Annotated in this window: 26 protein-coding genes; 13 read left to right on the top strand and 13 right to left on the bottom strand. The window is 69.1% G+C overall.

Annotation, left to right across the window (positions count from 1 at the left end; translation table 11 throughout):
• Window positions 1-903, bottom strand: a 903-nt coding sequence (locus tag Q0W90_RS11890; RefSeq protein WP_297774661.1) for a carbohydrate kinase family protein, incomplete at its 3' end; no start/stop codon positions are given.
• 180 nt (window positions 904-1083) lie between these two features.
• On the opposite strand from Q0W90_RS11890, the gene Q0W90_RS11885 reads away from it, so the two are divergent.
• The gene (locus Q0W90_RS11885; protein WP_297699441.1) at window positions 1084-1776 is read left to right on the top strand and encodes a hypothetical protein; all 693 of its coding nucleotides are present in this window, start codon (window positions 1084-1086) and stop codon (window positions 1774-1776) included.
• Between the two features lie 78 nt (window positions 1777-1854).
• Here the strand turns inward: Q0W90_RS11885 and Q0W90_RS11880 are convergent, their stop codons facing one another.
• Together Q0W90_RS11880 and Q0W90_RS11875 are read right to left on the bottom strand one after the other, a co-directional pair.
• On the bottom strand, window positions 1855-2211 hold the full coding sequence (locus Q0W90_RS11880) for an iron-sulfur cluster assembly accessory protein (protein WP_297592938.1): 357 nt from the start codon (window positions 2209-2211) through the stop codon (window positions 1855-1857).
• Window positions 2212-2307: 96 nt separating this feature from the next.
• Window positions 2308-3384, bottom strand: a complete 1077-nt coding sequence (locus tag Q0W90_RS11875; protein WP_297592965.1) for a glycerate kinase — start codon at window positions 3382-3384, stop codon at window positions 2308-2310.
• A gap of 242 nt (window positions 3385-3626) precedes the next feature.
• On the opposite strand from Q0W90_RS11875, the gene Q0W90_RS11870 reads away from it, so the two are divergent.
• The 4 genes from Q0W90_RS11870 to Q0W90_RS11855 are packed head-to-tail and all read left to right on the top strand — an operon-like array spanning window position 3627 to window position 6645.
• Window positions 3627-4253 carry a DUF3043 domain-containing protein gene (locus tag Q0W90_RS11870; RefSeq protein ID WP_297592967.1) on the top strand — a complete coding sequence of 209 codons (627 nt, stop codon included), beginning with the start codon at window positions 3627-3629 and terminating at the stop codon, window positions 4251-4253.
• Window positions 4254-4280: 27 nt separating this feature from the next.
• Window positions 4281-4817, top strand: coding sequence for a bifunctional adenosylcobinamide kinase/adenosylcobinamide-phosphate guanylyltransferase (locus tag Q0W90_RS11865; RefSeq protein ID WP_297592940.1), 537 nt, complete (start codon window positions 4281-4283; stop codon window positions 4815-4817).
• Window positions 4814-5878 (top strand): nicotinate-nucleotide--dimethylbenzimidazole phosphoribosyltransferase, encoded by a 1065-nt coding sequence (cobT, locus tag Q0W90_RS11860; protein WP_297699445.1) that lies wholly within the window; start codon window positions 4814-4816, stop codon window positions 5876-5878. The genes Q0W90_RS11865 and cobT overlap by 4 nt, the downstream gene beginning before the upstream one ends.
• Window positions 5875-6645 (top strand): adenosylcobinamide-GDP ribazoletransferase, encoded by a 771-nt coding sequence (locus Q0W90_RS11855; RefSeq protein ID WP_297592942.1) that lies wholly within the window; start codon window positions 5875-5877, stop codon window positions 6643-6645. Before cobT ends, Q0W90_RS11855 begins: the two co-directional genes overlap by 4 nt.
• Window positions 6646-6720: 75 nt before the next feature.
• Here Q0W90_RS11855 and Q0W90_RS11850 read toward each other — a convergent pair whose 3' ends face one another.
• Both Q0W90_RS11850 and gcvT read right to left on the bottom strand, forming a co-directional pair.
• Window positions 6721-7836, bottom strand: coding sequence for a branched-chain amino acid aminotransferase (locus tag Q0W90_RS11850; RefSeq protein WP_297592944.1), 1116 nt, complete (start codon window positions 7834-7836; stop codon window positions 6721-6723).
• Between the two features lie 55 nt (window positions 7837-7891).
• Window positions 7892-9007: a glycine cleavage system aminomethyltransferase GcvT gene (gene gcvT / locus Q0W90_RS11845; RefSeq protein WP_297699439.1), complete on the bottom strand. Its 1116-nt coding sequence runs from the start codon at window positions 9005-9007 to the stop codon at window positions 7892-7894.
• A 50-nt stretch (window positions 9008-9057) separates the two neighbouring features.
• Between gcvT and Q0W90_RS11840 the strand changes: the two genes are divergently transcribed.
• Complete coding sequence (locus Q0W90_RS11840) at window positions 9058-10605, top strand: leucyl aminopeptidase (RefSeq protein ID WP_297774657.1); 1548 nt, start codon at window positions 9058-9060, stop codon at window positions 10603-10605.
• 8 nt (window positions 10606-10613) lie between these two features.
• Here the strand turns inward: Q0W90_RS11840 and Q0W90_RS11835 are convergent, their stop codons facing one another.
• Both Q0W90_RS11835 and Q0W90_RS11830 read right to left on the bottom strand, forming a co-directional pair.
• Complete coding sequence (locus tag Q0W90_RS11835) at window positions 10614-12209, bottom strand: NAD(P)/FAD-dependent oxidoreductase (RefSeq protein ID WP_297699436.1); 1596 nt, start codon at window positions 12207-12209, stop codon at window positions 10614-10616.
• Window positions 12206-12655 carry an SRPBCC family protein gene (locus tag Q0W90_RS11830; protein ID WP_297599693.1) on the bottom strand — a complete coding sequence of 150 codons (450 nt, stop codon included), beginning with the start codon at window positions 12653-12655 and terminating at the stop codon, window positions 12206-12208. The genes Q0W90_RS11835 and Q0W90_RS11830 overlap by 4 nt, the downstream gene beginning before the upstream one ends.
• A gap of 134 nt (window positions 12656-12789) precedes the next feature.
• Between Q0W90_RS11830 and Q0W90_RS11825 the strand changes: the two genes are divergently transcribed.
• On the top strand, window positions 12790-13134 hold the full coding sequence (locus tag Q0W90_RS11825; RefSeq protein ID WP_297599690.1) for an aminopeptidase: 345 nt from the start codon (window positions 12790-12792) through the stop codon (window positions 13132-13134).
• Window positions 13135-13140: 6 nt separating this feature from the next.
• Here the strand turns inward: Q0W90_RS11825 and Q0W90_RS11820 are convergent, their stop codons facing one another.
• Window positions 13141-14919, bottom strand: a complete 1779-nt coding sequence (locus Q0W90_RS11820) for an SDR family oxidoreductase (RefSeq protein WP_297774654.1) — start codon at window positions 14917-14919, stop codon at window positions 13141-13143.
• Window positions 14920-15117: 198 nt separating this feature from the next.
• On the opposite strand from Q0W90_RS11820, the gene sucB reads away from it, so the two are divergent.
• The 5 genes from sucB to Q0W90_RS11795 all read left to right on the top strand — a co-directional run bounded on the left by sucB (window position 15118) and on the right by Q0W90_RS11795 (window position 20422).
• A complete protein-coding gene (gene sucB, locus Q0W90_RS11815) occupies window positions 15118-16929 on the top strand; it encodes a 2-oxoglutarate dehydrogenase, E2 component, dihydrolipoamide succinyltransferase (RefSeq protein WP_297699434.1) in 1812 nt (603 codons plus the stop codon).
• A gap of 8 nt (window positions 16930-16937) precedes the next feature.
• Entirely contained in the window at window positions 16938-17867 is a 930-nt protein-coding gene (locus Q0W90_RS11810; RefSeq protein ID WP_297699432.1) for a TIGR01777 family oxidoreductase, read from the top strand.
• Window positions 17868-18004: 137 nt separating this feature from the next.
• Entirely contained in the window at window positions 18005-18703 is a 699-nt protein-coding gene (gene lipB, locus Q0W90_RS11805; RefSeq protein WP_297599682.1) for a lipoyl(octanoyl) transferase LipB, read from the top strand.
• Window positions 18700-19641 (top strand): lipoyl synthase, encoded by a 942-nt coding sequence (gene lipA, locus Q0W90_RS11800; protein WP_297599680.1) that lies wholly within the window; start codon window positions 18700-18702, stop codon window positions 19639-19641. The genes lipB and lipA overlap by 4 nt, the downstream gene beginning before the upstream one ends.
• Before the next feature lie 28 nt (window positions 19642-19669).
• Window positions 19670-20422, top strand: a complete 753-nt coding sequence (locus Q0W90_RS11795; RefSeq protein ID WP_297599678.1) for a DUF4191 domain-containing protein — start codon at window positions 19670-19672, stop codon at window positions 20420-20422.
• A gap of 113 nt (window positions 20423-20535) precedes the next feature.
• Here Q0W90_RS11795 and Q0W90_RS11790 read toward each other — a convergent pair whose 3' ends face one another.
• Window positions 20536-20958 carry an RDD family protein gene (locus Q0W90_RS11790; RefSeq protein WP_297599676.1) on the bottom strand — a complete coding sequence of 141 codons (423 nt, stop codon included), beginning with the start codon at window positions 20956-20958 and terminating at the stop codon, window positions 20536-20538.
• 245 nt (window positions 20959-21203) lie between these two features.
• On the opposite strand from Q0W90_RS11790, the gene glnA reads away from it, so the two are divergent.
• Complete coding sequence (gene glnA, locus Q0W90_RS11785) at window positions 21204-22640, top strand: type I glutamate--ammonia ligase (protein WP_297599674.1); 1437 nt, start codon at window positions 21204-21206, stop codon at window positions 22638-22640.
• Window positions 22641-22779: 139 nt separating this feature from the next.
• Here the strand turns inward: glnA and Q0W90_RS11780 are convergent, their stop codons facing one another.
• The 4 genes from Q0W90_RS11780 to Q0W90_RS11765 form a co-directional block, all read right to left on the bottom strand.
• A complete protein-coding gene (locus tag Q0W90_RS11780; protein ID WP_297774650.1) occupies window positions 22780-24519 on the bottom strand; it encodes an NAD-binding protein in 1740 nt (579 codons plus the stop codon).
• A 3-nt stretch (window positions 24520-24522) separates the two neighbouring features.
• Window positions 24523-24909 carry a DUF6394 family protein gene (locus tag Q0W90_RS11775; protein ID WP_297700790.1) on the bottom strand — a complete coding sequence of 129 codons (387 nt, stop codon included), beginning with the start codon at window positions 24907-24909 and terminating at the stop codon, window positions 24523-24525.
• Window positions 24910-25030: 121 nt separating this feature from the next.
• Window positions 25031-25891 carry a TIGR03619 family F420-dependent LLM class oxidoreductase gene (locus tag Q0W90_RS11770; protein ID WP_297700788.1) on the bottom strand — a complete coding sequence of 287 codons (861 nt, stop codon included), beginning with the start codon at window positions 25889-25891 and terminating at the stop codon, window positions 25031-25033.
• The coding region (locus tag Q0W90_RS11765) for a PaaI family thioesterase (RefSeq protein ID WP_297774647.1) at window positions 25888-26401 on the bottom strand (514 nt) is incomplete at its 5' end. The genes Q0W90_RS11770 and Q0W90_RS11765, both read right to left, overlap by 4 nt.

Here is a 26401-nt window from a genome sequence, read left to right as displayed (position 1 = left end):
CTCGTGGTCCCACACCCACTCCTGGGTTCCGGTCGACTCCAGCACCAGCACCGCGACCAGCGAACCCAGCTGAGCCGAGCGCTCGAGGTTCAGCCCGGCGCTACGCCCGGTGAGGAAACCGGCGCGGAACGCGTCGCCGACGCCGGTGGGGTCGGTCTGGCTGGTCTCGGGCACCACGCCGACGTGCGTGGTGGTCCCGTCCCTCTCGACGATGTCGACGCCCTTGGCGCCGAGCGTCGTCACCCGCAGGCCCACCTTCTTCTGCACATCGGCGTCTGACCAGCCGGTCTTGGAGAGCATCAGCTCCCACTCGTAGTCGTTGGTGAACAGGTAGGCAGCGCCGTCGACCAGCTTGTCGATCTCTTCCCCGGACAGGCGGGGCAACTGCTGGGACGGGTCGGCGGCGAACGGCAGGCCGAGCTTGCGGCACTCCTCGGTATGCACCACCATCGCGTCCGGGTCGTTGGCCCCGATGATCACCAGGTCCGGCTCGCCCACGGACGACGCGACGTCGGCGAGCTTGATGTTGCGGGCTTCGGACATGGCGCCGGGATAGAAGGACGCGATCTGGGCCATGTCCAGGTCGGTGGTGCACACGAAACGTGCGGTGTGCGCGGTCTTCGAGATCAGCACGTGGTCGCAATTGACGCCGTGGCCCTGTAGCCATTCGCGGTACTCGCCGAAATCGTCACCGGCCGCGCCGATCAGCGCCACATCGCCGCCCAGCACCCCGATGGCAAACGCGATGTTGCCCGCCACGCCGCCGCGGTGAATCACCAAGTCGTCGACCAGAAAGCTCAGGGACACCTTCTGCAGGTGCTCGGCCAGCAGGTGCTCGGAAAACCGGCCGGGGAACCGCATCAGATTGTCGGTCGCAATCGAACCTGTCACCGCGATCGTCACGAAATCTCCATCCTTCGTTAGTAAGGTTAGCTAGCTTACTCACGCGTCTTGGCCATCGCCGCGCGCACGGTCGTCGCACAGTCTGCGCTAGCCTCCCAGTAACTCACTCACGTCGTCGGGATCACCATGCTCGGGCCGCAACCCGCTTGCAATCCCGTCTACCACCGTAGGAGAACCACGATGGCAGGCCCGCACTCGCCGAACCACCCTGTCGGCGGCGGCAGCGGCGGACCGAGCGGACATGAGCCCCCACGCGAATCCCGGCCACTCGAATTCCCCGATGACCCCCACGCGGGCAGCCCGGGCTTCACCCCAGGTCCGCAGGCGGGACCCCCTTCCGCCAATTATGGCGGGCCGCCACCTGCGCCGTCGCCATATCCGCCGCCGCGGTCCAAGCGGCGGCTGATCGTCGGCGTCGCGCTGGCCATCGTGCTCGTCGCGGTGATGACCGTGGCCATCGTCTACGGGGTGCGCACCAACGGGGCCAATACCGGCACGACGTTCTCCGAGGGCGCGGCGAAGACGGCGATTCAGGGGTACCTGGACGCGCTCGAACACCGCGACATCAACGAGATCGCCCGCAACGCGCTATGCGGCCTCTATGACGCCGTCCAGGACAAGCGAGCCGACCAGGCGTTGGCGAAGCTCAGCAGCGACGCATTCCGCAAACAGTTCTCCGAGATCGAAATCACCTCGATCGACAAGATCGTGTACCTGTCGCAATACCAGGCTCAGGCGTTGTTCACCATGCGGGTGTCGCCGGTAAGCGGGGGCCCGATGCGCGGGCAGGTGCAGGGCATCGCACAGCTGCTTTTTCAGCGTGGCCAGATCATGGTGTGCTCGTACGTGCTGCGCACCGGGGGCTCGTACTGAGCTTTTCTTGCCGCGAGACTGCAACTGCCGACGGCCCTACTCAGGCAATGCGTCGCCAGTCGCAGTCTCGCGGTGAAATCAGTTGAACGAGTCGCCGCAGGCGCACGACCCGCCGGCGTTGGGGTTGTCGATGGTGAAACCCTGCTTTTCGATGGAGTCCACGAAGTCGATGGACGCGCCTTCGACGTAGGGCGCGCTCATCCGGTCCACCCTCAGGCTCACGCCCCCGAACTCCGCGATCAGGTCACCATCCAGCACCCGGTCGTCGAAGAAGAGGTTGTAGCGCAGCCCAGCGCACCCGCCCGGCTGGACCGCGATGCGCAGCGCCAGGTCGTCGCGTCCCTCTTGGTCCAGCAGGGACTTCGCCTTGGTGGCGGCGGCCTCAGTCAAGATCACGCTGTGGGTCTTGGCGTTCGACTCGTTTTGCACCGTCATTGCTTCTCCTACATGCCTCATTGGTGGGTGGACCCGATCAAGCCCGATACCGCCGACTTGCGCCAAGCGGCCCGGACTGCCGGAAAGTCCACACCGTTAACGGTACCTTGCGGGCCCGCTATTCCCGAGTCGCGCCGCCACCACAGATGCCAGGCCCATCAGCTGATTGGCCGCGTCGGCCTGCGCCAGCCGCACCGATCCGGCGTGCTCGGCAATGGACAACGCGGCCATGATGCCCGACGAGCGCACAGTCGCGTTGTCCAAATCGACCTGCCCGGCCAGCACCACCACCGGGATCCCCCGCGGTCGGGCCGCGTCGGCCAGGAAGCCCACCACCTTGCCGTGCAGGGACTGCTCGTCGAAGCGGCCCTCCCCGGTGACGATCAACTCCGCCGTGTCGAGGTCGTCGGACAACCGTGTGTGTTCGGCGATGATCGCGGCTCCGGACTCACACCGCCCGCCGAGCGCCAGCAGCCCGGCGCCGATGCCGCCGGCGGCCCCCGCGCCCGGCTCGGCGCTCACGTCGCGTCCGGCGACCGCTTCCAAGATGAGCGCCCACGCCTGCAGCCGAACCTCCAGTGCCGCGACGGTGGCCGTGTCGGCGCCCTTCTGCGGCCCGAACACCCGGGCGGCCCCCCACGGACCCAACATGGGGTATTCGGTGTCGGAGGCCGCGATCAGCTCCACGTTGCCCAGTTGGCGGCGCGCGGTGTCCAGGCCGCCCAACTCGGCGATCATGGCCTGCCCGCCGTCGGTGCACGCGCTGCCGCCTAGTCCGACGACGATCCGCGTCGCCCCCACCCGAAGCGCCTCGGCGATCAGCTGCCCCACGCCTTTGCTGTGGGCCGCCATGGCGGTCTCCGGGGTGGGTCGACCGCCGATCAGGGTCAGGCCGCAGGCTTGGGCGCACTCCAGGTACGCGGTCGCCGCAGCGCGATCGAAGACCCACTCGGCTTCCACCATGGCTTTTAGCGGCCCCGACACCCGCAGTCGCCGCGTCTCCCCCAGCCGGCTGGCCAGCACCTCCACGAAGCCGGGCCCGCCGTCGGACTGGGGCGCGACGATGAACCGGTCCCCGGGGCGCGACCGGGTCCAACCGGTCGCGATGGCGGCAGAGGCCTCCAGGGCCGACATGCTGTCGGCGTAGCAGTCCGGGGCCACCAGAACTTGCATCGCGGGGAGCTGAAGACGGCCGGGTGCCAGGCCGAGGGCAGCATCATCCGAGGCCATCGACCCGTCGTCCATCAAAGGCAGCCGTTCATCACGTGTAAGACTAGGGCCAAGTGCGGCACTAACGCAGGTCTAATAGCAAGGCATTCCAGGCGAATTCCGGCGCGGGACATCCGCGAAGTAACCTGGCCACTGTGAAGCTGTTGGGCCGTAAGAAAGGCCAGGACGAGGACCTCGACGAAAGCTTGGCTGCGTCGGCCGCATCGGACGTTGCTGCGGACGCCACCGCCCGCCGGACCGGGCCCAAGGGCCGCCCCACGCCTAAGCGCAACCAGGCGCGGCGGAACGCGAAGAAGGGTCCCGTCGCACCCGCACCCATGACCTCGTCGGAGGCGCGGGCCCGGCGCAAATCGCTGGCCGGCCCCAAGCTCAGCCGCGAGGAGCGCCGCGCCGGCAAGACCGCCAACCGTGCGCGCATGTCGGATCGCCGGGCGCGCATGATGGCCGGCGAAGAGGGCTACCTGCTGCCGCGCGACCAGGGCCCCCTCCGGCGCTACGTGCGCGATGTGGTGGATTCCCGGCGCAATCTGCTGGGCCTGTTCATGCCGTCGACCCTGTTTTTGATGTTTGTCATGTTCGGCGTCCCGCAACTGCAGCTCTGGGTGTCTCCGGCGATGCTGGCGCTGATGGCCGTGATGAGCGTCGACGGCCTCATCCTGGGCCGCAAAGTCAGCAAACTGGTCGACGTGAAGTTCCCGAACAACACCGAAAGCCGTTGGAAGCTAGGCCTTTACGCCGCCGGCCGGGCCTCCCAGATGCGCCGGCTGCGGGCGCCGCGGCCCCAGGTCAAGCATGGCGCCAGTGTCGAATAGTTCTCGCCTGAAAGCCGGCTGACGCCGGTGCGCACCCTGGTGCTCGGCGGGATCAGGTCAGGCAAGTCACGGTGGGCGGAGGAAGCCGTCGCCACGGGGTTGCCGGCCGGCCAGCCGGTTCATTACCTGGCCCCCGGGCCGGCCGGTCACGACGACGCGGCCTGGGCGCGCCGGGTCGCCGCGCACCGCAACCGCCGGCCGGCGCATTGGTCGACGATCGAAACCGGGGACATCGCAACCCAATTGCGCCGGTCCCCGGACACGCCCACGCTGGTCGACGATCTCGGCACCTGGCTGACCGGCGCGATGGACCGCGACAACGCGTGGGAGGGTGGCTCGGTGGCGGCTCCGGTCGAGGACGTGCTGGCCGCGGTCGGCGACTTCACCTCCACGCTGGTGCTCGTCAGCCCGGAAGTCGGGTTGACCGTCGTGCCGGCCACCGCGTCCGGGCGCCGGTTCGCCGACGAGCTCGGCGGCCTCAACCAGCGCCTGGCCGGGTTGTGCGATCGGGTGGTGCTGGTGGTGGCCGGGCAGGCGGTGCCGATCAAGCCGTCGGGGGCCTGATGGAATTCGCCCCCGTGTCGCCGCCGGACGTGGGCGTCGCCGCCGCCGCCCGCGCACGCCAGGACACCCTCACCAAGCCGCGGGGCGCGCTGGGCCGCCTCGAGGACCTGTCGGTGTGGATCGCGTCGTGCCAGGGGCAATGCCCGCCAAGACAATTCGAGCGCGCCCGGGTGGTGGTGTTTGCCGGTGACCACGGCGTCGCCCGGTCGGGGGTGTCGGCTTACCCGCCGGAGGTGACGGCTCAGATGGTCGCCAACTTCGCTGCCGGCGGGGCCGCCATCAACGCGCTGGCCGGCCTCGCCGGGGCGGGCGTGCGCGTCGCGGATCTGGCCGTCGACGCCGACCCGCTGACGCAGCAGATCGGCGCCCACAAGGTGCGGCGCGGGAGCGGCGACATCGCCGTGCGGGACGCGTTGACCGACGACGAGACCGCGCGGGCGCTCGCCGCCGGCGCGGCCATCGCCGACGAGGAGGTCGACGCCGGCGCCGACCTGCTGATCGCCGGCGATATGGGCATCGGAAATACCACGGCCGCAGCGGTTTTGGTGGCGGCGTTGACGAATGCCGAGCCGGTCGTGGTGGTGGGCTTCGGGACCGGGATCGATGACGCCGGGTGGGGACGCAAGACCGCCGCGGTGCGCGACGCCCTGTTTCGTGCGCGGCAGGTGCTGCCCGATCCGGTCGCACTGCTTCGCTGCGCCGGCGGCGCGGATCTGGCCGCGATGGCGGGCTTTTGCGCGCAGTCCGCGGTCAGGCGCACGCCGCTGCTGCTCGACGGCATAGCGGTGACGGCGGCGGCGCTGGTGGCCGAGCACCTGGCTCCCGGTGCCCGGATGTGGTGGCAGGCCGGTCACCGGTCCACCGAGCCTGGTCATGGGCTGGCGCTGACGGCGCTGGATTTGGAGCCGATTCTCGACCTGCGCATGCGGCTGGGCGAGGGAACCGGAGCCGCGCTGGCGCTGCCGGTCCTGCGTGCCGCGGTGGCCGCCCTGTCGTCGATGGCGACCTTCACCCAGGCCGGCGTGTCCAACCGCACCGAGCAAGCCCCTCCCGCGTCGTGATCCGTTCGCTAGCAACGGCTTTCGCGTTCGGGACGGTGCTGCCCGTGCCGGGCACCCGGACCGCGCCGATGGGCCGCGGCGCCATGACGGCGCTGCCGGTGGTGGGTGCGGTCTTGGGAATGTTGGCCGCGGCCGTGACCTGGGGCGGGGAGCTGGCCTTCGGCCGGTCCGGCCCGCTGCCCGGGCTGCTCGCGGTCACGGCGCTGCTGCTGGTGACACGCGGCCTGCACGTCGACGGTGTCGCCGATACCGCCGACGGCCTGGGCTGCTATGGCACGCGGCAGCGGGCGCTGGCGGTGATGCGCGAGGGATCGACCGGGCCGTTCGGGGTGGCCGCCGTCGTCGTGGTGGTGATGTTGCAGGGGCTGGCGTTCTCGGCGCTGGGCGCGGGAACGGCGGGGTCAGCGGTTCACGGCGTCGTCGGGATCGCGGTGGCGGTCTTCGCCGGCCGGGTCACCGCGGTACTGGCCGGTCACCGCTCGGTGCCCGCGGCCGAGGGCAGCGCCCTGGGAGCCGCGGTCGCCGGAAGTCAGCCGACGGCGGTGGTGACGGCCTGGGTCGCGGTGCTGCTTGCGATTTCGCTGACGGCCGGCCCGCGGCCGTGGCACGGGCCGGTCGCCGTGCTGCTGGGCCTGGGCTGCGGCGCGGTGCTGGTGCGGCACTGTGCGCGTCGGTTCGGCGGCATCACCGGCGATGTGCTGGGCGCCGCGATCGAGCTGACGACGACGGTGTGCGCGGTGGCGCTCGCGGGCCTGGTGCGCTTGTAGCGCGCCTCGAACGTGACGCTGCCGTCACGTTCGCCGGCCAACATGACTGCAGCGTCACAGTGGCGCCAAGCCGCGCTATCCGAGCCGGGCCATCCAGCCGTGGGTGTCGGCGAAGGTGCCTCGCTGGATCCCGGTCAGCGTGTCGCGCAACGCCATCGTCACTTCGCCGGGTTGACCATCGGCGATGGTGAACTCGGCGTCGCCGTACTTCACGTGCGAGACCGGCGTGATAACCGCGGCGGTGCCACAGGCGAACACCTCGGTGATCTCCCCGGCGGCGGCCTTCTTTTGCCACTCGTCGATATCGATCTTGCGTTCCTCGACGGAGAATCCGGCGTCAATAGCCAACTGCAGCAAGGAATTTCGCGTGATCCCGGGCAGCAGCGAGCCGGACAGCTCCGGGGTGACCAGCCGCGCCGATCCGCCGCTGCCGAACACGAAGAAAATGTTCATCCCGCCCATCTCTTCGACGAAGCGTCGCTCGACGGCGTCCAGCCACACCACCTGGTCGCAATCGTTGGCCGCCGCTTCGGCCTGGGCGGAGAGCGAGGCGGCGTAGTTACCGCCGAACTTCGCCGCGCCGGTGCCGCCGGGGCTGGCCCGCACGTACTCCGTCGACACCCAGACCGTGACGGGGCTGATGCCGCCCTTGAAATACGCCCCGGCCGGGGAGGCGATCAGCAGGTAGCGGTACCGCTTGGAGGGCCGCACGCCCAGCCCGGGCTCGGTGGCGATGACGAACGGGCGCAAGTACAGCGCCTCTTCCCCGCCGGCGGCCGGGACCCACGCGCTGTCGACCGCGATGAGCTGGCGCAGCGATTCCATGAACAGCTCTTGGGGGAGTTCCGGAATCGCCAACCGCCGCGCGGACGTCTGCAGCCGGGCGGCATTGGCCTCGGCGCGGAACGACACGATGGAGCCGTCCGCCCAGCGGTAAGCCTTGAGCCCTTCGAAGATTTCCTGCGCGTAGTGCAGCACGAGCGCCGACGGGTCGAGCTCGATCGGGCCGTACGGGATGACACGCGCATCGTGCCAGCCCTGACCCGCGGCGGTCTCGTCGTAATCGATCGACACCATGTGGTCGGTGAAGTATCTGCCGAAACCCGGCTCGGCCAGGATGGTTTCGCGTTCGGTGTCGGTCGCCGGATTTGTCGAGCGCGAAACCGTGAACTCGAGGGAGCCACTGGTCATGCGCTGATTGTATATCCGCCTGCCGAATCGGATTTCGCCCGCGCGAGCGGAGCGGCTAGCGGGTTTTCACCGCGACGAAGGGCGGGCGCACGACTTCGCATGCGGCGGGACGACCGCGGAGGTCGACGGTGATTTGCTGGCCGTCCTCGACTCCGGCGTCGGTGTCGATCAGCGCCAGCGCGATGCCGGCCTGCAGCGTCGGGGAGAAGGTGCCCGAGGTGGTCACCCCGACCGGGGTGTCGCCGGCGAGCACCGTCTGCCCGGCGCGCAGCACGCCGCGGCCGAGCATCCGCAGCCCGCGCAGCAGCCGCCGCGGCCCCGCCTCCTTCTCGGCCACCAGTGCGTCGCGGCCGAAGAACGCGTCCTTCTTCCAGCCGATCGCCCAGCCGCAGCGGGCCTGCAGTGGGGAAATGTCGAGTGACAGTTCGTGTCCGTGCAGCGGGTAGCCCATCTCGGTGCGCAGCGTGTCGCGGGCGCCCAGTCCGGCCGGCTCGCCGCCGGCCGCGCTGACCGCCGCGGCCAGGGCGTCGAACACCACACCGGCGGATTCCCACGGCGGCAGCAGCTCGTAGCCGTGCTCACCGGTGTAGCCGGTGCGGCAGACCCGCACCGGTACCCCGGAAAACTCGGTGTCGGCGTAGGCCATGTAATCCATGCCGGTGGGAAGGCCCAGCTCGCCGAGCACGTCGGCCGATCGCGGGCCCTGCACGGCCAGCACCGCGTAGGAGCGATGCAGGTTGGTGATGCTCAGCCCGGCCCCCGAGCCGGCCTCGGCGGCTGCCTGTAGCGCCTCGACGACGGCGGCGGTGTTGGCGGCGTTGGGCACCAGAAAGACCTCGTCGTCGTCGACGTAGTAGGCGATCAGGTCATCGACGACTCCACCGGATTCGGTGCAGCACAGGGTGTATTGAGCCTTGCCCGGCCCGACGCGGTTCAGGTCATTGGTGAACGCGGAGTTGACGAACCGCGCGGCGCCCGGCCCGCGCACCAGCGCCTTGCCCAGGTGGCTGACGTCGAAGAGACCGACCGTGTTGCGGGTTGCGTTGTGTTCGCTGACGGTGCCCGCATACGACACCGGCATCAGCCAGCCGCCGAACTCGGCGAAGCTGGCACCCAGCTCGCGGTGACGGTCTTCTAAGGGTCCATGCAGAAGATCGGCTTCGTTGCTCACGACTCTTCACCCTAATCAGCCGCAACGGGCGGCCCGTTAGGGTGATGCGGATGAGCACAGAACCCGGTTACGCCTCCCCCGCTGTCAGTGTCGCCTCCTCGCTGCCCCGTCGCGCCGCCGCGTCCACCGTGTTGATCGTGCCCGTCGTCTCGACCGGCGACGACGACAAGCCCGGCGCGGCGGTTGCGTCGGCCGGGCCGTTCCTGTCCTCCGGCGCGGTCGCCGAGATCGAATCCGGCCTGCGCGCGCTGGAGGCCACCGGCGGCGCCGACCAGGTGCACCGGCTGGTGGTGCCGTCGCTGCCGGTGTCCAGCGTGCTGACGATCGGTCTGGGTAAGCCGCGACCCGAGTGGCCCACCGACGCGATCCGTCGCGCCGCCGGTGCGGCCGCGCGCTCGCTCGGCAGCGCCGAGACCGTGTTCACCACGCTGGCCGAATTGCCCGGCGAGGGTGTCGCCTCGGCCGCCGTCGAGGGCCTGATCCTGGGCGGCTACCGGTTCACCGACTTCCGCAGCGCCAAGACGGCGCCCAAAGACAAAGGGCTGGGCAAGATCACGGTGCTCGCCACCGGGAAGGACGCCAAGGCGCAGGCTGTGCACGGCGCGGCCGTCGCGACCGCGGTCGCCACCGCGCGTGACCTCGTCAACACCCCGCCGAGTCACCTGTTTCCCGATGAATTCGCCCAGCGCGCAAGGGCTTTGGGTGAGTCCGTGGGCCTCGAGGTCGAGGTGCTCGACGACAGGGCGCTGCAGAAGGGCGGCTACGGCGGGATCATCGGCGTCGGCCAGGGGTCGTCGCGTCCGCCGCGGCTGGTCCGGCTGACCCACCGGGGTTCGAAGCTGGCCAAGAAATCCAAGCAGGCCAAGCGGGTGGCGCTGGTCGGCAAGGGCGTCACGTTCGACACCGGCGGCATCTCGATCAAGCCTGCGGCCGGCATGCATCACATGACCTCGGACATGGGTGGGGCCGCCGCGGTGATTGCGACCGTCGCGTTGGCCGCGCAGCTGAAGTTGCCGATCGACGTGATCGCCACCGTGCCGATGGCCGAGAACATGCCGTCGGCGACGGCGCAGCGCCCCGGCGACGTGCTGACCCAATACGGCGGCATCACCGTCGAGGTGCAGAACACCGACGCCGAGGGCCGGCTCATCCTGGCCGACGCCATCGTGCGGGCCTGCGAGGACAACCCGGATTACCTGATCGAGACGTCCACGCTGACCGGCGCGCAGACGGTGGCGCTGGGCAGCCGGATTCCGGGGGTGATGGGCAGCGACGAGTTCCGCGACCGGGTCGCCGCGATCTCGCAGCGCGTCGGGGAGAACGGTTGGCCGATGCCGCTGCCCGACGAACTCAAGGAAGACCTGAAGTCCACGGTGGCCGACCTGTCGAACATCAGCGGGCAGCGCTTCGCCGGCATGCTGGTCGCGGGGGTGTTCCTGCGCGAGTTCGTCGCCGACGGCGTGAGCTGGGCGCACATCGACGTGGCCGGCCCGGCCTACAACACCGGCGGCCCGTGGGGATACTCCCCCAAGGGCGCCACCGGCGTACCGACCCGCACCATGTTCGCGGTGCTGGAAGACATCGCCGAAAAGGGCTAGCCCGCAGGCTACTTCGTCAGCAGCGACATCGCCGCGCGGGTCAGCCTGCGGCGCGGCCAGCCGGTGACCCCGTTGGCGGCCAGGGCGGCGTTGGCCGCATTGCGCCCACAGGCGCCGTGCACGGAACCGCCCGGCGTGGCCGACGCGCTGCCCAGATACAGCCCCTCGACCGGGGTTTCGGCCCGGCCCATCCCGGCCGTGGGGCGAAAGATCAGCATCTGCTGAAGTTGCGCGGTGCCGCCGTTGAGCGCGCCCAGGTGCAGGTTGGCGTCGCTGGCCTCCAGGTCCGACGGACGTTGCACGAATCGATCGATCACCGCCGCACCGAAGCCCGGCGCGTGCTCCTCGATGACCCGGTCCACCGATTCGGCGAGCCGCTCGGCCGACGCGTCGTCGGCGATGTTGCGTGGCAAATGCGTGTAGGCCCAGACGCTTTCGGTGCCCGCCGGCGACCGGGTCGGATCCGCTGTGGTGGTTTGGCCCAACAGCATGAACGGATGCTGCGGCACCGTCCGGGTGTTCAGGTCGGCCATCCAGCGCACCAGCCCGTCGCCGTCGGCTCCCAGATGGACGGTGCCCACCCCGTGCAGACCCTGCGCCCGCCAGGGGACGGGCCCCCGCAGCGCATAGTTCACCTTGACCACCGGCGGATCCCACACAAAGTGCTCGAGGTCGCCCCGCACCCTGGGCGGCACCGCGTCCGCGGGCAGCATGTCGCAAAACAGCCGCGGCGCGGTCACGTCGGCCACGATCGCCCGCCGCGCCCGCACCGTGCGCCCCTGGGCCGTCGTCACCCCGACCGCCCGGCCACCCCGCACCTCGATGCGGGAAACGTTCTCGTTGCACTCGATTCGCGCGCCCGCCGAGCGGGCGCGGCCGACCAAGGCGGCCGTGAGCTGACCCGAACCCCCGACGGGCACCGGCCAGCCGCAGTCCTGGGCCAGCATCGTCATCAGGAACCCCATGGCGCCGCTGATCGGCGCGTCGGGCGGAGCGTCGGCGTGCATTGCGTTGCCCAACAACAGTACTCGCGGCGCCTCCCCGGCAAACAACTCGCTGGCCATGGTGTTCGCCGGTTGCACCAGCAGCCGCGCGACCCGAATCGCTTCGGACGTACCGAGTTTGGCCAGCAGCCGCAGCAACGGCCGCACGGGCGGGAAGGGCGCCAGCATGGCATCGAGCAGCGGCGACTTGATGCGCTGCCACAACTCCACGATGCGCCACCAGTTTTCGCCGTCGGCGGGTTCCCGGCGTGCGAATTCCGCTGCGGTGCGCGCCGGGTCGTGGTAGATGATGGGCGGATCGTCGTCGGCGCCGCTGCGCGGATGGCCCACCACCGCCGGCGCGTGTGACCACAGCAGCCCGTGGTCCTCGAGCCGCAGCGCCGCGATCGCGGGTGAGGCCACCGTCATCGGGTAGTAGGAGCTGAACAGGTCGGTGATGTAGCCCGGCGTCAGCTCGGCGCTGCGTACCGCGCCGCCCGGCTCCGGCTGGGCTTCCAGCACCAGCACGTCCCACCCAGCGTCGGCCAGCATCGAGGCGGCGACCAGACCGTGATGCCCCGCCCCGATGACGACCGCGTCGGCGGTGTCGCGCACGGTCACTTCACCTGGCTCGGCTCCAAGCGCTCCGCCACGGCCGCCAGCCGCAACAGGCACTCCTTGTTACGCGGGTAGGCCGCGGCCAACGCAATCGAATCGGGGACGAACCCCATCGCGCCTTCGACCGGCACTTCGATCATTTCGACCCGGCACCCCTGCGGCGTCTCGTGCAGCAGCATCGTGATCCGCGCGGCACCCAGCGGCCCCAGGCGGGCACACAGCACCAGCTTGTGCGGCGGTTCGCTCTCCTCAACGATCGTCGCGTCGTTGACCACCAGCGGCCAGATTCCGATCGAATGCCTGATCGAGGAGCCGGCTTCCGGCCAGTTCGGATCCACGGCCCGCATGCGGCTGTTACCCACCACCCACTGGGTGTAGGTCCAGCCCTGCGCAAGCACCTCCCACACCCGCTCACGCGGGACGCGTACCTCTCGCGTCGCTGTGATCACCACAATTCCTTTCCCCGCACGGCTACCGCGGCGGGATACCCACGAACCGGGCGCTGTATCCGTCGGGGTTTACCGGCGGTGCACCGCGGCTAATCTCCCTAGCGGTCGAAATCCCGAAGGCGAAAGGCGAAACCATGACGGCGCGACGGTTGATCATCGGCGTGGGCGCCGTGCTGTTACTGGCCGGGGTCATCGGCCTGCTGGCGCCGGTGTCGGTGTCGGACAGCAATGGCCACTCGATCGGATGCGGGAACGCGGTGGCGACCGATCTGTCCGCGGCCAGAGACGCGAACAACAGCAGCGTGGCGAACATCCCGATCCTCAACCAGATCGTTCCGCACACCGACTATGTCGCGCAGTGCCAGTCGTCGGTGGGTGACCGGCGGGCATGGACCATCCCGCTGGCCGTCCTCGGGGTCATCGCGATCGGTGCGACGTTGCTGACGGGGCGCCGCGGGTCGGCCGCGCCGGGCGCCTAGCCCGCCTCAGATCACCCGCATCCGCGCGGCGTTACGCAAGCCCTGCGGCGCCACACGCGAAAGCCCGTACAGCGCATAGGCTTCCGGTGCGACCGGGCGAATCGGCTTCTTCTTCTTGACCGATGACAGGATCGCGTCGGCGACCTTGTCGGGGCCGTAGCGCCGCAGCGCGAACATCTTGCCCAGCTGCCCGCGGCGGCCGTCGACGGCGTCGGCTTGCTTGCCCGCGGGCGCGTCGAATCGGGTGGTGTTGATGATGTTCGTGTCGATGACGCCGGGGCAGATCGTGGTCAGCCCCACGTCGGCGGCGTCGAGTTCGGCACGCAGGCAGTCCGAGAACATGTAGGTCGCCGCCTTCGACGTGCAGTAGGCGTTCAGCGACTGCAGCGGGGCGTAGGCGGCCATCGACGACACGTTGACGATGTAGCCGCCGGTGCCGCGCTCCACCAGCCGCCGCCCGAACGACCGGCAGCCGTTCACCACGCCGCCCAGGTTGACGTCGAGCACCCGGTCGAACTGCTCGGCCGGGGTGTCCAGGAATCCCCCCGCCTGCCCGATACCGGCGTTGTTGACGACGATGTCGGGCACGCCGTGCTCGGTGCTGACCCGCTCGGCGAACGCCTCCACCGCCTGGGCGTCGGACACGTCGAGCACGTAGGAGTGGGCGACGCCGCCCCGGGTGGCGATCTCGGCGGCGGTGGCCTTGACGGCGGCTTCGTCGATATCGCTGATGACCAGCTCGGCGCCTTCGCGCGCGAACGCGAACGCGGTTTCGCGGCCGATCCCACTGCCGGCGCCGCTGACCGACACCAGGGTGTCGCCGAACGACCCGCGGGGGCGTCCCACCTGCGCGCGCAGCAGCGCGCGGCTGGGCGGTTTGCCCTCGGCCAGGTCGGCGAAGTCGTGCACCGCCGCCGCCATCACCTGCGGGTGCGACATCGGGGAGAAGTGACCGGCCCGGATGTCGCGGCGCCACAGTCGCGGCACGAACCGCGGGGTGTGGTCGTAACCGTAGGGCCGTACGTACTTGTCTTTGGTGTTGACGATCAGCTGCACCGGCACGTCGATGACCGCGACCCCCTGCCCGCGCCCGGAGAACGAGCGAAAGTAGTTGGCGGGATAGGTTTTCACCGACCGGGCGGCGTCTCTCGCGAGCTTGTCGGAGTGATGGATCAGCTCGACGGGAATGTTGTCGACCGCGTTGCGCCGCAGCGCCGGGATCGACAGGGTCAGCCGCAGGAACAACGGGGCGAGCAGCGGGATCGAGAACAGCAGCATGTACGTGAACCGCAGCGCCTGGCTGATCGCCCGGACGAAGGCGCGGGGGCGCCAGGGCGCCCGCAGGCCGCTGAAGATGTAGTCGACCAGCTGGTCTTGAGCGGGCCCGGACACCGACGTGAACGTGGCGACCCGGTCGTCGGCGCCGGGGCGCTTGAGGTAGTGCCACACGCCCACCGAGCCCCAGTCGTGGGCCAGCACGTGCACGGGCCGGCCCGGGCTCAGCTCGCCGGTCACCGCGGCGAAGTCGTCGGCGAAGCGGTCCATGCTGTAGGCCGACACCGGCTTGGGTACCGAGGACTCACCGACGCCGCGGTTGTCGTAGCGGATGATCCGGAACCGCTCGGCCAGCAGCGGGACGACGCCGTCCCACAGCACGTGCGAGTCGGGGAAGCCGTGCACCAGCACCACCGCGGGGCCCTCCGGGTTGCCCTCCTCGTAGACCGCGATGCGCGCGCCGTCAGCGCTGTCGACGAAATGCTGGGGTAACTGTTGTGGTGGCGGCATCGGACCTCCCCGCTCTGGCTGCAGTGGCCACACCGTAGCAAGCATGATCACGGTCACACGGCTCAGCCGAGTGGGATCTGCCCTGGATGTGTGCCGACGAAGCCGCAGTGACAGGATAGTTTTGGATTGCTACTTCGCCTTCCGCAAGCGACCTGAACGACCCGCCCCGACCCACGAGCGATCGAGGAGTCAAAAACGATGGCCTTCTCCGTCCAGATGCCGGCACTCGGTGAGAGCGTCACCGAGGGGACGGTCACCCGCTGGCTCAAGCAGGAAGGCGACACGGTTGAACTCGACGAGCCGCTCGTCGAGGTGTCGACCGACAAGGTCGACACCGAAATCCCGTCGCCGGCCGCGGGTGTGCTGACCAAGATCGTCGCCCGGGAAGACGACACCGTCGAGGTGGGCGGCGAGCTGGCCGTCATCGGCGACGCGGCGGAGGACGGCGGATCGCAGGCGCCCAGCGAGCCGGCGCCGCAGGCGCAGTCCGCGCCGCCCGCCCAGCCCGAGACGCAACCGCAGCCCGAGCCGCAGCCCGAGCCCGAGCCGCAGCCCCAAGCCACGGCCCAGCCGGAGCCCCAGCCCGCCAGGCAGAGCTCCGGGGGCGGCGACGCGACCCCGGTGTTGATGCCGGAACTCGGCGAGTCGGTCACCGAGGGCACCGTGACCCGCTGGCTCAAGAAGGTCGGCGATTCGGTCCAGGTCGACGACGCGCTGGTCGAGGTGTCCACCGACAAGGTCGACACCGAGATCCCGTCACCGGTGGCCGGTGTGCTGATCAGCATCACCGCCGAGGAAGACGCCACCGTGCCCGTCGGCGGCGAGTTGGCGCGCATCGGCAGCGGTTCCGAGGCCCCCGCCCCCGCCCCGGCCGCTCCCCAGCCACCGCCCGCGCCCAAAGCCGAACCCACGCCCCAACCGGCGGCCCCGCCCCAGGCGCAGCCGAAGCCCGAACCCACCCCGGCCCCCGCACCGCCGCCGAAGGCTCAACCGGAGCCGCAAGCGCCACCGGCGCCGACCCAGCCGCCGGCGCAGGCGACAGACGCGAGCACCGACGGCACCCCCTATGTCACGCCGCTGGTGCGAAAACTGGCCGCCGAGAACAACATTGACCTAACCTCGGTCACCGGCACCGGGGTGGGCGGTCGCATCCGCAAGCAAGACGTGCTGGCCGCCGCCGAGCGCAAGCAGCAGGCCGACAAGGCCCCCGCCCCCGCGCCGGCCCCCGCGGCCGCCGAGGGGCGTAAGGCGGCTCCCGCGCCCACCCCGGCGCCGGCGCTGGCGAACCTGCGGGGCACCACCCAGAAGGCCAGCCGGATCCGCCAGATCACCGCCAACAAGACTCGCGAATCCCTGCAGGCCACAGCCCAACTCACCCAGACTCACGAGGTCGACATGACGAAGCTGGTCGGGTTGCGGGCCCGGGCCAAGGCGGCGTTCGCCGAGCGTGAAGGCGTGAACTTGACCTTCTTGTCGTTCATCGCCCGCGCGGTGATCGACGCCCTCAAGATCCACCCGAACGTGAACGCGAGCTACAACGAGGAAACCAAGGAGATCACCTACTACGACGCCGAGCACCTCGGCTTCGCGGTCGATACCGAACAGGGACTGCTCTCCCCCGTCGTGCACAACGCCGGCGACCTGTCGCTGGCCGGGGTGGCCAGGGCGATCGCCGACATCGCCGCGCGCGCCAGGTCGGGCAACCTGAAGCCCGACGAGCTGTCCGGCGGTACCTTCACGATCACCAACATCGGCAGCCAGGGCGCGCTGTTCGACACCCCGATCCTGGTTCCGCCGCAGGCCGCCATGCTGGGCACCGGCGCGATCGTCAAACGCCCCCGGGTGATCGTGGACGAGTTCGGCAACGAGTCGATCGGTGTCCGCTCGATTTGCTACCTCCCGCTGACCTATGACCACCGGCTCATCGACGGCGCGGACGCCGGGCGCTTCCTGACCACCATCAAGCACCGGCTCGAAGAGGGGGCGTTCGAGGCCGACCTGGGGCTCTGAGAAGGACGGTGAACGTAGCTCGCGCTGGTCAGAAGTCCATCGTCGCGATCGCGGGGTCGTCCGGCCTGATCGGATCCGCCCTCGCCGCGGCCCTGCGTGCCGCCGATCACCGGGTGCTGCGCATTGTGCGCCGGACACCGGCGAACGGCGACGAGGTGCACTGGAATCCCGAGAGCGGCGATCTCGATCCCGACACGCTGAGCGACGTCGACGCCGTCGTCAACCTGTGCGGTGTCAACATCGGCAAGCGCCGGTGGTCGGGCGCCTTCAAGCAGCGTCTGCGGGACAGCCGCATCACCCCCACCGAAGTTCTGGCGCACGCGGTCGCCGACGCCGGCGTGGCGACCCTGGTCAATGCCAGCGCGGTGGGCTTCTACGGAAACACCAAAGACCGCGTGGTCGACGAAAACGACCGTGCCGGAAGCGGTTTCCTGGCCCGGCTGTGCGAAGACTGGGAAGCCGCCACGCTGCCGGCCCAATACGGCGGTGCTCGGGTGGTGCTGGCCCGCACCGGACTGGTGTTCTCCCCCGCGGGTGGCGCGCTGGGGCGGTTGCGGCCGCTGTTCCGCACAGGCCTCGGGGCGCGGCTCGGCAGTGGGCGGCAATACATGTCGTGGATCACGCTGGAAGACGAGGTGCGAGCGCTGCTGTTCGCGATTTCGAACCCCGCGCTGTCCGGCCCGGTGAACATGACCGGACCCGCGCCGGTGACCAACGCCGAATTCACCACCGCGTTCGGGCGGGCGGTCAACCGCCCGACGCCGTTGATGATGCCCGGTTTCGTCGTCCGGGCCGCGCTGGGAGAGTTCGCCGACGAAGGGCTGCTGACGGGGCAGCGCGCCATCCCGTCGGCGCTGGAACGGGCCGGATTTACGTTCCACCACAACACCATTGGCGAGGCGCTCGGCTACGCCACCGCCCGGCGCGAGCACGACTAGTTGTGAGGTCCAGCGAGACAGCGTGCGATCGCCAGCGCGGCGCAGCCGGGCGCAGCGGGTCGCCGCAACAGCCGTAGCGGCGCCGCCGGCGCCACCGGATTGGGCCAGGTGTCCGCAGGCCGAGTACCGTCGCGAACGTGATCGATTCCATCCGATCCAGCCCGTCCTTGATCGACGTCCGCCAGCTCGCAACCGTCGACTACCGCGTGGCCTGGCAGCAGCAGCGCGACCTTGCCGACGCCCGGGTCGCCGGCGGCAGCGACACGTTGCTGTTGCTGGAGCACCCGCCGGTGTACACCGCGGGCCGGCGCACCGAGCCGCACGAGCGGCCGGCGGATGGCATTCCCGTCGTCGACACCGACCGCGGCGGCAAGGTCACCTGGCACGGTCCCGGCCAGTTGGTCGGCTATCCGATCATCGGCCTGGCCGAACCGCTCGACGTGGTCAACTACGTGCGGCGGCTCGAGGAAGCGCTGATCAAGGTGTGTGGCGATCTGGGCCTGGACACGATCCGCGTCCAGGGCCGATCCGGGGTGTGGGTGCCGGGCACCGACGGCCGGCCCGACCGCAAGGTCGCCGCCATCGGCGTGCGGGTGTCGCGCGCGACCACCCTGCACGGCTTCGCGCTCAACTGTGATTGTGATCTCAACGCCTTCAGTGCCATCGTGCCGTGCGGCATCAGCGACGCCGGGGTGACGTCGTTGTCGGCCGAATTGCGCCGTCAGGTGGCCGTCGACGACATCCGGACCACCGTCGCCGACGCCGTCTGCGATGCCCTCGACGGGGTCCTGCCGGTCCGTGAACATCCCGTCGCGCGCGTAGCATCAGCGATGTGACTGACGTACCCGAGGGACGCAAGCTCTTGCGCCTGGAGGTGCGCAACGCGGAGACGCCGATCGAGCGCAAGCCGCCGTGGATCAAGGTGCAGGCCCGGATGGGCCCCGAATACACCAAGCTCAAGAACCTCGTCCGGCGCGAGGGGCTGCACACGGTCTGCGAGGAGGCCGGCTGCCCCAACATCTTCGAATGCTGGGAGGACCGCGAGGCCACCTTCCTGATCGGCGGCGAACAGTGCACCCGCCGCTGCGACTTCTGCCAGATCGCCACCGGCAAGCCGACAAAGCTGGACCGCGACGAGCCCCGGCGGGTGGCCGAGAGCGTGCGCACGATGGGGCTGCGCTACGCCACGGTCACCGGGGTGGCCCGCGACGACCTGCCCGACGGCGGCGCCTGGTTGTACGCCGAGACGGTGCGCGCCATCAAGGAACTCAACCCGTCGACCGGCGTCGAGCTGTTGATACCCGACTTCAACGGCGAGCCCGACCGGCTCGCCGAGGTGTTCGGGACACATCCAGAAGTGTTGGCGCACAACGTCGAAACCGTGCCGCGCATCTTCAAGCGCATCCGGCCCGCCTTCACTTACCAGCGCAGCCTGGACGTGCTCACCGCGGCGCGCGACTTCGGGCTGGTCACCAAGAGCAACCTCATCCTCGGCCTGGGTGAAACCCCTGACGAGGTGCGCACCGCGCTGGCCGACCTGCGTAACGCCGGCTGCGACATCATCACCATCACCCAATACCTGCGCCCGTCGGCGCGTCACCATCCCGTCGAGCGCTGGGTGAGGCCGGAGGAATTCGTCGAGTTCGCGCAGCACGCCGAACAGCTCGGCTTCTCCGGGGTGCTGGCCGGGCCGCTGGTGCGATCGTCGTATCGCGCCGGTCGGCTTTACCAGCAAGCCGCCGGTGCCCGCGCCGCGGATGCCGCGGCAGGGTAGTCACCGCGGCCCTACGTATTCTTTGACTATGGCTAAAACCCGCACTGCCGCTGAGAACAAGGCCGCCAGAGCGCAGGCGCAGGCTGCCCGCAAGGCTGCCGCGCGAGAGCGCCGCACCCAGCTGTGGCAGGCGTTCAACCTCCAGCGCCAGGAGGACAAGCGTCTGCTGCCGTACATGATCGGCGCCTTCGTGCTGATTGTGGGCATCTCGGTGGGCGTCGGTCTATGGGCCGGCGGGCTGACGATGATCACCTTGATCCCGCTCGGCGTGGTGCTGGGCGCGCTGGTCGCCTTCATCATCTTCGGGCGCCGCGCCCAGAAGTCCGTCTACCGCAAGGCCGAGGGCCAAACCGGGGCGGCGGCATGGGCATTGGACAACCTGCGCGGCAAGTGGCGGGTGACGCCGGGGGTGGCCGCGACCGGCCATTTCGACGCCGTGCACCGGGTCCTCGGCCGGCCGGGCGTGATCCTGGTCGGCGAGGGGTCGGCGACCCGGTTGCGCCCGCTGCTGGCGCAGGAGAAGAAGCGCACCGCCCGCCTGATCGGGGAAGTGCCGATCTACGACATCATCGTCGGCAACGGCGAGGACGAGGTGCCCCTGGCCAAACTGGAGCGTCATCTCACCCGGTTGCCGGCCAACATCAGCGTCAAGCAGATGGACACGCTGGAGTCGCGGCTGGCCGCGCTGGGGACGCGGGCCGGGGCCGCCGTCATGCCCAAGGGACCCCTACCCAATGCGGGCAAGATGCGCGGTGTGCAGCGCACGGTGCGCCGCAAGTAGCGGCGATCGCAAGCGCGGCGAAGCCGGGCGCAGCGGGTCGCCGCCATCAGCCCGGCGATCGCAAGCGCGGCGAAGCCGGGCGCAGCGGGTCGCCGCCATCAGCGCCAGCGGATTCAGCGACGTACCACGGCCGTCGCGGTCAGCCGATCCTGCAGCCCGCGGCCGTCCCAGTCGGTGAACAACGCCGGGACGACCGTCCCGACGAGCAGGCCGCGCACCACCGCGCGGCCCGTGCCGACCAGCCCACGCCCGTCCACCGTCACCACCTGCAGACGCAGCGCCAGCTGCCCGGGCGTGAAGCCGAACAATCGCACCGAGACCACACCCAGCACGAACCAGATCACCAGCACCGCCGTGGAGATCGCCGGTTGGGGGTACAGGCCGAACCGCATCGCCAGCGCCGCCAGGCCATAGGAGATCAGCCAATCGATCATCAGCGCGCCCAGTCGGCGTCCCATCGGCGCCAGCGAGCCCGGCCCATTCTGGGGCAATCCCAGCTTTTCGCCGGGGTATGCGGATCGCGATTCCGGCATCATCGCCCCGGACCGAGGTCCGAATGCCCCGTCGTTCGGGTCCGATAGGGCGGGCTAACGGTGCGCTCGGTTAGCGGAAAAGATACGATCTTGCGATCCATGGCCCCACAATAGAACCCGCCACCGAGGCGGCCACTTTTTGCGTGTGGGCATGGTCACGTAACGTGCGCGCAACATCGGGTTGACTGACGGGCAACATCTGCTCCCTAGCGTCAGGCCGCGGATCTCACAAAGTAAAGGAGCATTCTGTGACGGAAACGACGCCCGACGACGTCTTCAAACTCGCGAAGGACGAAAACGTCGAATTTGTCGACGTCCGGTTCTGTGACCTGCCCGGCATCATGCAGCACTTCACAATTCCGATTTCGTTTTTCGACGAGAGCGTTTTTGAGGACGGCTTGGCTTTCGACGGCTCGTCTATTCGCGGATTCCAGTCCATTCACGAATCCGACATGCTCCTGCTGCCCGACCCGGACACCGCGCGCATCGACCTGTTCCGCGAAGCCAAGACGCTGAACCTGAACTTCTTCGTGCATGACCCGTTCACCCTCGAGCCCTACTCGCGCGACCCGCGCAACATCGCCCGCAAGGCGGAGAACTACCTGATCAGCACCGGGGTCGCCGACACCGCGTACTTCGGCGCCGAGGCCGAGTTCTACATCTTCGACTCGGTGAGTTTCGACTCGCGCACCAACGGCTCCTTCTACGAGGTCGACGCGATCTCGGGGTGGTGGAACACCGGCTCGCCGAACGAACTCGACGGCAGCCCCAACCGCGGTTACAAGGTCCGCCCCAAGGGGGGCTACTTCCCCGTCGCCCCCGTCGATCACTACGTCGACCTGCGCGACAAGATGCTGTCCAACCTGATCGCGAACGGCTTCAGCCTGGAGAAGGGTCACCACGAGGTGGGCACCGGCGGCCAGGCCGAGATCAACTACAAGTTCAACACGCTGCTGCACGCGGCCGACGACATGATGCTCTACAAGTACATCGTCAAGAACACGGCGTGGGCCAACGGCAAGACCGTCACGTTCATGCCCAAGCCGCTGTTCGGTGACAACGGATCCGGCATGCACACTCACCAGTCGCTGTGGAAAGACGGCAGCCCGCTGATGTACGACGAGATGGGCTACGCCGGCCTGTCGGACACCGCGCGGCACTACATCGGCGGCCTGCTGCACCACGCGCCGTCGCTGCTGGCGTTCACCAACCCGACGGTGAACTCCTACAAGCGGCTGGTGCCCGGCTACGAGGCGCCGATCAACCTGGTCTACAGCCAGCGCAACCGCTCGGCGTGTGTGCGGATCCCGATCACCGGCACCAACCCGAAGGCCAAGCGGCTCGAATTCCGTTGCCCCGACTCCTCGGGCAACCCGTACCTGGCGTTCTCGGCCATGCTGATGGCCGGCCTGGACGGCATCAAGAACAAGATCGAGCCGCAGGCGCCGGTCGACAAGGACCTCTACGAGCTGCCGCCCGAGGAGGCCGCCAACATCCCGCAGGCGCCCACGCAGCTGTCCGCGGTGATCGACCGGCTGGAAGAAGACCACGAATATCTCACCGAGGGCGGCGTTTTCACGCCCGACCTGATCGAGACGTGGATCAACTTCAAGCGCGAGAACGAGATCCTGCCGGTCCAGATCCGGCCGCACCCCTACGAATTCGCGCTGTACTACGACGTTTAGGCGCTAGTCCCCCCGCGAGCAGACGCAGAAACGCACCAACCGCCACGGTTGAGTGCGATTCAGCGTCTGCTCGCCGGCCGAAGCCACCCCGCGCCGCGATCACACCAAGCGATTGCTGCACTGTGCCGCGGTGATCCGCTCAGGTCGTCCTGGTGCGGCGCCGAGAGGTGAGCCGCCCCCACACCCATGTCAAGGCGACGTCGTGGCCGGTCGCCAGGTACTCCACGGTGGCCGGATAGTGGCAGATCTCTTGCGCCTGGGACAACCCGTCGGGCTTACCCACGAGGAGCACCAGGTCGTCGAGGGCGAGGGGGGTATTCGAGGCCGGCATGAACCGCGGCTCGCCGTCACGGACGAGGACCAGCGCGGCCAGCGGCAGCCCAGCGTCGCGGTCATCGGGCCGGCGCATGAGGTCTCCTATTGTCAGGGTGTGCCCGCGCCGTAACCAGTCCGCGATGGCCGGGGCCTGCGCAGCGGAGAGGGCGATGGCGGCACGCTCGGGTGTGCGCCGGCCGCAGCGATCCCGCACGTGCTCACGCACTTCGGTGGCCCACCGCTCGTCGCGCCCGAAGGCATGTTCAACGAAGCTCCAAAACACCGGGGTGAGAATGCGGGCGAGGACCTCACGGGCGACGAGTTCGGTCGCGATGTACACCGAGTCGATCTGCACGGCGTCGAGCAGGGCCGTGTTGACGCTCGTCTGCTGGCGGACGACGAGGTAAACGTCGGGATTGGCAAGCCGAGCCCGCTCGGCCATGGCGATATTGGCGGTGTCGTTGCGGGTGCCCGCGACGAATCCGACGGCATCCGAGACGTCTACTTCGCGGCCGGCCGGGTCGGCGAGTTCCACGGTGACCCCGATGGCAGCGAGAGTACTGACGAGATCGTGCCCGAAATCGGCCTCGGCGCACACAACCCAACGGCCGGCGGCAAGGCCGCCGCGCACCGGCGGCAACTCTGCTTGGTCGTTGTCCATCAGCCAGCGCAGCAGCTGATGATTGACCGGCCGGTGGATCGACAGTGCGAGGTAGTCGCCAAACCGATCGTCGGGGTTGATGACGGCGGCCGGGGAGAAGTGTTCCATCCAAGCCTGGATTCGGTGGTCGCTGCAACGGGCGAGGACGGGCACTTCAGGCCGCAGCAGCGATACCGTCATCACGACGGCGAGGTTTGCGTCGTCGTCGTTGGTCAGGGCGAGAACACCTTCACAATCGCGATGCGCCAGCCCGGCCACGCCCAGCATCGACGGTATGGCGCAGTCGCCCTCGACCGCGGGGACGTCAAAACTAAGCTGCTCGGATATCACCGACTGGACCTTGGCGTTCTGCTTGTCGATGACGACGAACCGACGCCGCCGTTCGTCGAGCTCGGAGCCGACGGTGCGGCCGGCATCTCCGTAACCGGCGACGACGAAAAAGGGCTCAACCATCCGGCGGACCCGACGGCGGAACCGCTGGGCCGCGATCGCATCCCGGAAAGCGACGTCCTGGATCACGGAGAAGAAGACCCCGATGGCGTAGGCCCAGCTGACCACGACCAGGTAAATCGACAGCGACAGCCACATCCGCTGCGGGTAACTGAAGGCGCCGGGTAGTTCGCTGTAGCCGACCGTCGTCAACGTGATGGTCATCTGGTAGAAGGCATCGAAGACGGTCAGCCGGTATGGGTTTCCATGCGCGTCGACGCCCGGCATGAACATCAGCCCGGCGGTACAGAAGCTGAAAATCGTGATCACGACGATCAGCGGCGCCCGCATGCGCCGCATGAAGAGGAAGATCACATCGGTGGTCGGTACCGCCGTCGGAACGCTGATCGGCTTGCGCCGCGGTTTCAGCCGCCGTCGGGTCCACAGCGGAAACAGGTACAGCAAGTTCGACATCGACTACCGGCGCCGGAACGACGCGGTCTCGACCACGAGCAGGGTGACGGACACGATATTGGCCAGCAACGCCCCGCCCGACAGGGACACCACACTCGCGGTCGCATGCCGGTCCAGTCCGGCGACGGACACCTGGGTGGCAAACACCCACATCGCCGTCGCGGCAATGAGCTGGAGCAGCGCGACGAGACTGGCCGAGAGGTGGACCGCACCCAGCTGGGTGCGGTCACCGAACTTCAGGACCGTGGTGATGAGGGCGACGACAAGAGCAAGGAAGAGCTCCCAGGAGTTGTGCAGCGTGGGATCCCCGACGTCGCCGACGAAGAAACCGAAGTTCAAGGTCGCGGCCAGCATCACAAAGAAACCAAAAACCACCTTCTCCAGATTCACACCGGCAGCCTAGCTCTATCGTTCCGTGCCGAGTCAGAATTGGAGCGCCATCGACGATGTACCCCTCCGACATCGACACATGGACGTCGACGGCCACAAGCCCGTCCCCCCGCGAGCAGCCCTAGCCGTCGAGCGATAGATCCTTGCGGAAGCGCTGCATGCCGTCGATCTTGTCGTCCAGGCTGGCGTCGGGCCCGGCGTAGAACATCCAGGGCATCGTGATGATGCCGGTGATACCACCGGCCTCCGCTCGCCGATAGTCGGCGGTGGTGAACGCGTCGGTCAGCGGCGTCAGGACGGTGAAATCGTCCATGGTCAAACCTTTTTCTGCGCGCATCTCCCGCAGCCGGCCGATCGCGTCGAGGGCCCGCTCGGTGTTGATCAGATCGCCGATCCAGCCGTCGTTGCGGGCGGCGCGGCGCAGCGCGATGTCGCTGAGGCCACCGACATACACCGGTATCGGCGGCGGAGTGGGCTGCATCTCCAGCCGCGGCGCCTGATAGAACTCGCCCTCGAACTCCGTCCACCCCGGCGCCCACAGCGCCCGCATCAGCTCGATGATCTCATCGGTGCGCTTGCCGCGGGCCTCGAATCGCTCACCCATCAAAGCGAATTCCTCGCGGCACCAGCCCACGCCGATGCCCAGCTCCACCCGGCCCGACGCCAGAACCGCCGCGGTGCCAATGGCTTTCGCCGCCGAGTAGGGGTTGCGCATCGCGGGAATGTAGACGGTGTTGACGAACCGCAGCCGGGTGGTGACCTGGGCGAGCGCACCGACGAGCACCCAGGGATCGGGCCAGTCGGTGAAGGGCTGCCAGCGTCGTTCCCCGTCTTTGGTGTACGGGTACGGGGTGTCCAACGTCTCCAGGTTGACGACGTGGTCCGGAATGCCGATCCCGTCGTAGCCGAGTTCGTCGGCCGCCTTGGCGAGCTCGATGATCTCCCGCGTGTTCAGGAAGGCGCTGCTGATGTAGAACTTCACTGTGCCTCCTGCGCCCAGGCCGGCTCGATGAAAACGCCCTCGGCCTCGACGGTGACGCCTTCGGAATCCGAAATGGTCCCGCGCGCAAAGACTTTGCGACCCTCCTTGCCGTCGACCCACGCCTCGCAGCGAAGCGGCCCCAACCGGGTGCCGCGCAGATATTTCACGGTGATGGTCCCGGTGAAGCGCGCCTTCGACAGCCCCTCGCTGGCCGCCTCACCGAGCATGTGGTCGAGCACCAGCGCGCTGACGCCGCCGTGCACCAGTTTGGGCGGACCCTCGTAGGCCGAGCCGAGGACGAACTCGCTCCAGCAGCGCCCGTCGCCCTCGTGCTGCACGACGATCGGCGGGGCGACGGGGTTGCACACGCCGATCGCGGCGTTGCCCAACGGCAGCGGGCGGCCGTTGACGCGGTAGCTCACCCCGATCGGGCGGGTCCGTTGCCGCAACGACGCGGTGACGGCCTCGATCGCCGATCGCGCTTCGGCGACGACGTCGTCGTCGGCCTCG

This window comes from Mycobacterium sp. (genome assembly GCF_025933915.1).
In the GTDB taxonomy this organism is placed as follows: Bacteria; Actinomycetota; Actinomycetes; order Mycobacteriales; family Mycobacteriaceae; genus Mycobacterium.
This window is presented reverse-complemented; position numbering and strand designations above follow the sequence as displayed.

Bases quoted from the DNA above. Each gene is read 5' to 3' on its own strand.
- Q0W90_RS11885 (WP_297699441.1), top strand. From the start codon at position 1,084: ATGGCAGGCCCGCACTCGCCGAACCACCCTGTCGGCGGCGGCAGCGGC.
- Q0W90_RS11880 (WP_297592938.1), bottom strand. From the start codon at position 2,211: ATGACGGTGCAAAACGAGTCGAACGCCAAGACCCACAGCGTGATCTTG.
- Q0W90_RS11875 (WP_297592965.1), bottom strand. From the start codon at position 3,384: ATGCAAGTTCTGGTGGCCCCGGACTGCTACGCCGACAGCATGTCGGCC.
- Q0W90_RS11850 (WP_297592944.1), bottom strand. From the start codon at position 7,836: ATGACCAGTGGCTCCCTCGAGTTCACGGTTTCGCGCTCGACAAATCCG.
- Q0W90_RS11840 (WP_297774657.1), top strand. From the start codon at position 9,058: ATGAGCACAGAACCCGGTTACGCCTCCCCCGCTGTCAGTGTCGCCTCC.
- Q0W90_RS11825 (WP_297599690.1), top strand. From the start codon at position 12,790: ATGACGGCGCGACGGTTGATCATCGGCGTGGGCGCCGTGCTGTTACTG.
- Q0W90_RS11820 (WP_297774654.1), bottom strand. From the start codon at position 14,919: ATGCCGCCACCACAACAGTTACCCCAGCATTTCGTCGACAGCGCTGAC.
- sucB (WP_297699434.1), top strand. From the start codon at position 15,118: ATGGCCTTCTCCGTCCAGATGCCGGCACTCGGTGAGAGCGTCACCGAG.
- Q0W90_RS11795 (WP_297599678.1), top strand. From the start codon at position 19,670: ATGGCTAAAACCCGCACTGCCGCTGAGAACAAGGCCGCCAGAGCGCAG.
- Q0W90_RS11790 (WP_297599676.1), bottom strand. From the start codon at position 20,958: ATGATGCCGGAATCGCGATCCGCATACCCCGGCGAAAAGCTGGGATTG.
- Q0W90_RS11780 (WP_297774650.1), bottom strand. From the start codon at position 24,519: ATGTCGAACTTGCTGTACCTGTTTCCGCTGTGGACCCGACGGCGGCTG.